Origin of the sequence: Pseudomonas sp. NPDC088429 (assembly GCF_044753305.1) — a bacterium.
In the GTDB taxonomy this organism is placed as follows: domain Bacteria; phylum Pseudomonadota; class Gammaproteobacteria; order Pseudomonadales; family Pseudomonadaceae; genus Aquipseudomonas; species Aquipseudomonas rustica.
Window position 1 is genome coordinate 75,481 of the sequence record NZ_JBIVMX010000020.1, and the last position, 7,215, is coordinate 82,695.

At 57.8% G+C, this 7,215-nt stretch carries 7 protein-coding genes; all 7 read left to right on the forward strand.

Annotated elements, in window-relative coordinates:
- The first annotated feature begins 54 nt into the window (after positions 1-54).
- The 7 genes from ppsA to sigX all read left to right on the forward strand — a co-directional run bounded on the left by ppsA (position 55) and on the right by sigX (position 7,162).
- Entirely contained in the window at positions 55-2,430 is a 2,376-nt protein-coding gene (gene ppsA, locus ACIP66_RS13185) for a phosphoenolpyruvate synthase (RefSeq protein ID WP_400648606.1), read from the forward strand.
- A 187-nt stretch (positions 2,431-2,617) separates the two neighbouring features.
- Complete coding sequence (locus ACIP66_RS13190) at positions 2,618-3,607, forward strand: alpha/beta fold hydrolase (RefSeq protein WP_212544333.1); 990 nt, start codon at positions 2,618-2,620, stop codon at positions 3,605-3,607.
- A gap of 226 nt (positions 3,608-3,833) precedes the next feature.
- Positions 3,834-4,325, forward strand: a complete 492-nt coding sequence (gene rraA / locus ACIP66_RS13195) for a ribonuclease E activity regulator RraA (protein ID WP_053118708.1) — start codon at positions 3,834-3,836, stop codon at positions 4,323-4,325.
- A gap of 21 nt (positions 4,326-4,346) precedes the next feature.
- Positions 4,347-5,342, forward strand: a complete 996-nt coding sequence (locus tag ACIP66_RS13200; RefSeq protein ID WP_053118710.1) for a zinc transporter ZntB — start codon at positions 4,347-4,349, stop codon at positions 5,340-5,342.
- A 63-nt stretch (positions 5,343-5,405) separates the two neighbouring features.
- Positions 5,406-5,654, forward strand: coding sequence for a hypothetical protein (locus tag ACIP66_RS13205; protein WP_053118712.1), 249 nt, complete (start codon positions 5,406-5,408; stop codon positions 5,652-5,654).
- 2 nt (positions 5,655-5,656) lie between these two features.
- Positions 5,657-6,481, forward strand: coding sequence for a mechanosensitive ion channel family protein (locus ACIP66_RS13210; RefSeq protein ID WP_007916401.1), 825 nt, complete (start codon positions 5,657-5,659; stop codon positions 6,479-6,481).
- 90 nt (positions 6,482-6,571) lie between these two features.
- Positions 6,572-7,162 carry an RNA polymerase sigma factor SigX gene (gene sigX, locus ACIP66_RS13215; protein WP_053118714.1) on the forward strand — a complete coding sequence of 197 codons (591 nt, stop codon included), beginning with the start codon at positions 6,572-6,574 and terminating at the stop codon, positions 7,160-7,162.
- Positions 7,163-7,215: the final 53 nt, after the last annotated feature.

Consider the following 7,215-nt stretch of genomic DNA (forward strand, 5'->3'; position numbering starts at 1 on the left):
CCCCCGAGCAGCCGGTTTCTGAGCTTTTCCAACACAGTTAGTGGAGAGATCACCTTGGTAGAGTACGTAGTTTCCCTCGCTAAGCTCGGCAAACACGATGTTGAGCATGTGGGGGGCAAGAACGCATCCCTGGGCGAGATGATCAGTAACCTGGCAGGCGCCGGTGTTTCGGTCCCCGGCGGCTTCGCCACGACGGCTCAGGCCTATCGTGATTTCCTCGAACTGAGCGGCCTCAACGACCAGATCCACGCGGCCCTCGACGCGCTCGACGTCGACGACGTCAACGCCCTGGCCAAAACCGGCGCACAGATCCGTCAATGGATCATGGAAGCCGAATTCCCTGAAAAACTGAATGCCGAAATCCGCACCGCGTTCGCCGCGCTGTCGGCCGGTAACCCTGATGTGGCCGTGGCCGTGCGTTCTTCCGCCACCGCCGAAGACTTGCCGGACGCTTCGTTCGCCGGTCAGCAGGAAACCTTCCTGAACATCCGCGGTGTGGAAAACGTTATCCGCGCCGCCAAAGAGGTGTTCGCGTCGCTGTTCAACGACCGTGCGATTTCCTACCGCGTGCACCAGGGCTTCGACCACAAACTGGTCGCCCTGTCGGCTGGCGTGCAGCGCATGGTGCGTTCGGAAACCGGTACTGCCGGCGTGATGTTCACCCTCGACACCGAATCCGGTTTCCGTGACGTCGTGTTCATCACCGGCGCCTACGGCCTCGGTGAAACCGTCGTACAAGGCGCGGTGAACCCGGACGAATTCTACGTACACAAGGGCACGCTGGAGGCCGGTCGTCCGGCGATCCTGCGCCGCAACCTGGGCAGCAAAGCGATCAAGATGATCTACGGCGACGAGGCCAAGGCCGGTCGTTCGGTCAAGACCATCGACGTCGACAAGGCTGACCGCGCGCGTTTCTGCCTGTCCGACGCTGAAGTCAGCGAACTGGCCAAGCAAGCGATGATCATCGAAAAGCACTACCAGTGCCCGATGGACATCGAGTGGGCCAAGGACGGTGACGACGGCAAGCTGTACATCGTGCAGGCCCGTCCGGAAACCGTGAAAAGCCGCACCCAGGCCAACGTCATGGAACGTTACCTGTTGAAAGAAACCGGCACCGTGCTGGTGGAAGGTCGCGCCATCGGCCAGCGCATCGGCGCCGGTAAAGTGCGCATCATCAAAGACGTTTCCGAAATGGACAAAGTCCAGCCGGGCGACGTGCTGGTTTCCGACATGACCGACCCGGACTGGGAACCGGTGATGAAGCGCGCCAGCGCCATCGTCACCAACCGTGGCGGCCGTACTTGCCACGCGGCGATCATCGCCCGTGAACTGGGCATTCCGGCAGTGGTTGGTTGCGGCAACGCCACCCAACTGCTGAAGGATGGCCAGGGCGTGACCGTTTCGTGCGCCGAAGGCGACACCGGTTACATCTTCGAAGGCGAACTGGGCTTCGACATCAAGAAAAACTCCGTGGATGCCATGCCGGAGCTGCCGTTCAAAATCATGATGAACGTCGGCAACCCGGATCGCGCCTTCGACTTCGCGCAACTGCCGAACGCCGGTGTGGGCCTGGCCCGTCTGGAGTTCATCATCAACCGCATGATCGGCGTGCACCCGAAAGCGCTGTTGAACTACGACGGTCTGCCGCAGGAAATCAAAGACAGCGTCGACAAGCGCATCGCCGGTTACGACGATCCGGTTGGCTTCTACGTCGACAAACTGGTCGAAGGCATCAGCACCCTCGCTGCAGCGTTCACGCCGAAAAAAGTCATCGTGCGCCTGTCGGACTTCAAGTCCAACGAATACGCCAACCTGATCGGCGGCAAGCTCTACGAGCCGGAAGAAGAAAACCCGATGCTGGGCTTCCGTGGCGCGTCGCGTTACATCAGCGAATCGTTCCGCGATTGCTTCGAACTCGAATGCCGTGCGCTGAAACGTGTGCGCAACGAGATGGGCCTGACCAACGTCGAAATCATGGTGCCGTTCGTCCGTACCCTCGGTGAAGCGAGCCAGGTCGTCGATCTGCTGGCTGAAAACGGCTTGAAGCGCGGTGAAAATGGTCTGCGCATCATCATGATGTGCGAACTGCCATCCAACGCGATCCTCGCTGAAGAATTCCTCGAATTCTTCGACGGCTTCTCGATCGGCTCCAACGACCTCACTCAGCTGACGCTGGGTCTGGATCGCGACTCGGGCATCATCGCGCACCTGTTCGACGAGCGTAATCCGGCGGTCAAGAAGCTGCTGGCCAATGCGATTGCCGCGTGCAACAAGGCCGGCAAGTACATCGGTATCTGCGGTCAGGGCCCGTCCGACCACCCGGATCTGGCCAAATGGCTGATGGAGCAGGGCATCGAAAGCGTGTCGCTGAACCCGGACTCCGTGCTGGAAACCTGGTTCTTCCTGGCCGAAGGCCAGGCGCAGGCTTAATCAATACGTGAACGGCCCGCTCCCCTTGTAGGAGCCGAGCTTGCTCGCGAAGACGGACTGACATTCAACAACGATGTCGACGGATACACCGCTTTCGCGAGCAGGCTCACTCCTACTAAGGGCACGGCTTTGAGATTGAAGTAGGGCGGGCTCCTGTAGATGCCGCCCTTTTTTGTGCAAGAGCATTATGCAAAGCAGCAGCAACCTATTTCCTGTCGCCCTGATCAGCGCCGAGCGGCGCGGCGATCTGAGCGAAGATGTTTATCGTTTGAAACCCGGCAACAGCCCGGACTGGTCCGTGGAGATCGCCGTTACCCGTTTGGGCATGGCCGACGACACGGCGCCCCGTGGCGTGCCGGTGATTCTGTTGCACGGCAGCTTTTCCAATCGGCGCTTCTGGTTTTCACCGAAGGGCCTGGGACTCGGCGCGTATCTGACGCGGCTGGGTTTTGATGTGTGGATTCCAGAGATGCGCGGTCACGGCCTGTCGCAGCGCAATGAGGAATACCGGCGCAATCGCGTTTCCGACTATGCCAAATACGATCTGCCGGCGATTGCCGCGTTCGTGCGTGAGCAGAGCGGTCAGGTTCCGCACTGGATCGGCCATTCACTCGGCGGCATCACCTTGGCCGCTGCGCTCGGGGGTGAATACCTTGGCGAGCCAGCAGTTGCTTCGGCAGCGTTTTTCGGCACGCAGGTCAGTCGCACGTATTGGCCGTTGAAAATTCCGCCGGTGGAATGGAGCGGGCGCTTTATTCTCAAGCGTTTCGCGCAGTTGTCCGGCTCACGCCTCAAGCGCGGCCCGGAAGACGAGCCGATCGGTCTGGCCATTGAAAGCATGCGCTGGTACGGCTTGTTCGGCCGCTTTGGCGACAAGGACAAGGATTGGTGGGCAGGATTGGCCGAGGTTCAGGTGCCGGTGCTCGCCGTGACAGCCGCTGGTGACCATCAGGATCCGGCGTGGGCGTGTCGCAAGCTGTTCGAGCAGCTCGGCTCCGAGCACAAGCAATTCATCAATCTCGGTCGCGAGCAGGGTTTCAACGACAATTTCGGTCATGTCGAAATGTTGGTGAGCAAAGCTGCGCAAGCTGAAGTGTGGCCGCTGGTGGCGCGTTGGTTGAAGGATCAGCAGACGCCGTTGCTCGGCGAGAAGGCGGATCTGGCCGCTGCGGTCTGAATCAGAGGCTCTGAAAAGGGCATTTCGTTCGGATCGGCTTGCGGCTAAGATATGACGCATTGTGCGGTTCTGGTCATTTTTAGCGGCTGTTTAGCTATTACGTTTCAGCGTATGTTCAGGTTCAGTCAGCGACCATGGCATGGACTAAGGTAAACAGCGGCCGCCGAAACTCGTCTCTATAGCGTGCGTCATCCTTGATCGTCTTCCTTTTTACAGGAGTTTTTCGATGAACCATTACCTTACGCCTGACCTGTGCGACGCCTATCCGGAGCTGGTGCAGGTACTGGAACCGATGTTCAGCAATTTCGGTGGCCGTGATTCGTTCGGCGGCGAAATCGTGACCATCAAATGCTTCGAAGACAACTCGCTGGTCAAGGAACAAGCCGAACTCAAGGGCAACGGTAAAGTATTGGTCGTGGATGGCGGCGGTTCGCTGCGCCGTGCATTGCTCGGTGACATGATTGCCGAGAAAGCTGCGAAGAACGGTTGGGAAGGGCTGGTGATCTACGGTTGCATCCGTGACGTCGACGTCATTGCGCAGACCGATCTGGGCGTGCAGGCGCTGGCCAGCCACCCGATGAAAACCGAAAAACGTGGCCTCGGCGACCTCAACGTCCCGGTGACTTTCGCCGGTGTGACGTTCCACCCGGGCCACTACATTTATGCGGACAACAACGGCGTGATCATCTCGCCGAGCCCGCTGCAAATGCCTGAATAAGGCTTCGACAAAGGGATGCGGATGTTCGAGGAAGAAAACGCGCAATGGGGGCTGGTGCATGCCCTCGTGCTGGACGGTAAAGGCGGCGCGCGTTCGATAGCCCGGACTGAGCTCGACGATTTGCAGCTGCAGGCGCATGAAAGCCTGTGGCTGCATTGGGATCGCAGCCATCCGCAAACCCAGACCTGGTTGCGCAAATCCAGCGGTCTCAACGAATTCACCTGCGACCTGCTGCTGGAAGAAAACACCCGGCCGCGTTTGTTGCCACTGCCGGATTCCGAGCTGCTGCTGTTCTTGCGCGGGGTCAACCTCAATCCGGGTGCCGAGCCGGAAGACATGGTTTCGGTGCGGATTTTTGCCTCAGCTCAGCGCGTGATTTCCCTGCGTTTGCGTCCACTGCGCGCCACGGATGAGTTGCTGGCGCAATTAGCCGACGGCAAAGGCCCGAAAACCGCTTCTGAACTCATCCTTTATCTGGCGCAATTCCTCACCAACAAGGTGCAGGATCTGGTCACTTGCCTCTCGGAAATCGCCGATGAGGAAGAAGAAAAGATGGATGCCGACGAACGGTATACCCCCGAGCACGGAGCGATTTTGCACATCCGGCGCAGGGCTGCCGGACTGAAGCGTTTTCTTGCACCGCAGCGGGATATTTTCGGACAGCTCACGCGGATAAAACTGCCGTGGTTTGTCGAAGATGATGCCGACTACTGGAACGAATTGAACAACAGCCTGACGCGATATCTCGAAGAGCTCGAATTGACCCGGGAGCGCGTGGGGCTGGTGCTGGAGGCTGAAGACCGGCGTTTGAGCGAGCGCATGAATCGCACGATGTACCGCTTCGGCATCATCACCTGCATCTTTTTGCCGATGAGTTTTATCACCGGTTTGCTGGGTATCAATGTCGGCGGAATTCCGTTCTCCAGCAGCCCTTATGGCTTCCTGATTGCCTGTTTGACGGTGCTCGCCCTGGCCTTCGGTCAGTGGTGGTTGTTCCGCCGATTGCGCTGGGTGTGACCATGCAACATGTGACCCGACCAAATCTGCCCGCGTCTTTCACAGACATCACGAGAGGTGCGTATGCACGATCCGTTTGAACAGTCATTGCGCGACATGCTCAACGCCTCACCGTCCGGTCGTGACGACGATGCGTGCTTGGGCCGCGTACTCAAAACCGCCAACCGCCAGGTCGGTGCCGGTGATCTTTTCAGCCTGCTGGGCCGCTGGCTGCCCGCGCTGATGATCGCCCTGAATAATGGATCGGCACATGTCTCGCCGGTTTCCCGTCTTCGTAAACCTACCGCTCGCACTGCTGATAAGGCTGATTGAATATGGAACTTGATCTCTGGACTCAGAGCCTCGTCACTGCAATGACTGCGTTGTGGACCAAAGTCGCTAACTTCATTCCGAACCTGTTCGGCGCACTGGTGGTGCTGCTGTTGGGTTTCGTCGTGGCCAAACTGCTCGACACCTTGTTGTCCAAACTGCTGGCCAAACTCGGCCTCGATCGCCTGATGGGCGGCACCGGTCTGACCAAGTTGATGTCGCGTGCCGGCCTGCAAGTACCGATCTCGACCCTGATCGGAAAAATTGTTTACTGGTTCGTTCTGCTGATATTTTTGGTTTCTGCAGCAGAATCCCTTGGACTTGAGCGAGTTTCAGCTACGCTGGACATGCTGGCGCTGTATTTGCCAAAGGTCTTCGGTGCCGCGCTGGTGTTGCTGGTCGGTGTTTTGCTCGCACAATTGGCCAATGGCCTGGTGCGCGGGGCGGCAGAAGGCGTAGGCCTCGACTACGCTTCGGGGCTGGGGCGGATTGCGCAGGGGCTGGTGATCATTATCAGTATCTCGGTGGCGATCAGTCAGCTTGAGGTCAAGACCGACCTGCTGAACCATGTGATTGTCATTGTGTTGATTACCGTTGGTCTGGCGGTTGCGCTGGCCATGGGTTTGGGAAGCCGGGAAATTGCCGGTCAGATTCTTGCGGGAATCTATGTGCGTGAGTTGTATCAGGTTGGGCAACAAGTGCGTGTTGGCGAGGTCGAAGGGCAGATCGAAGAGATCGGCACGGTTAAAACCACATTGCTGACCGATGAGGGTGAGCTAGTCTCTCTTTCCAATCGGATCCTGCTGGAACAGCATGTGAGTAGCCGCTAATCCGGCAAACCCTGCTAATGTATGCCGCCGCTAAATGCCAGCTGATGCTGGCTGCGGCGGACATTGACCTGACTGTCGGCACGACTTGTTTTGAATAAAGCCCAAACGCTATCCACGCGCTACGACCCCCGCGAGCTCTCTGATGAGGAGTTGGTCGCGCGCTCGCACACCGAGCTTTTTCACGTGACGCGCGCTTATGAAGAACTGATGCGGCGTTACCAGCGAACATTATTTAACGTCTGTGCGAGATATCTTGGGAACGATCGCGACGCAGACGATGTCTGTCAGGAAGTGATGCTGAAGGTGCTGTATGGCCTGAAGAACTTCGAGGGGAAATCGAAGTTCAAGACATGGCTATATAGCATCACTTACAACGAATGCATCACGCAGTATCGGAAGGAACGGCGAAAGCGTCGCTTGATGGATGCTCTGAGTCTTGACCCCCTGGAAGAAGCGTCTGAAGAAAAGATGCCAAAACCCGAGGAGAAGGGCGGACTCGATCGCTGGCTGGTGTATGTGAACCCGATTGACCGTGAAATTCTGGTGCTACGATTTGTCGCAGAACTGGAATTTCAGGAGATCGCAGACATAATGCACATGGGTTTGAGTGCGACAAAAATGCGTTACAAACGTGCTCTAGATAAATTGCGTGAGAAATTTGCAGGCATTGCTGAAACTTAGTTCAGCTCAAATATCTCTTACTTGTAGGCAAGTTCTGATAGACTTTCCGCCGA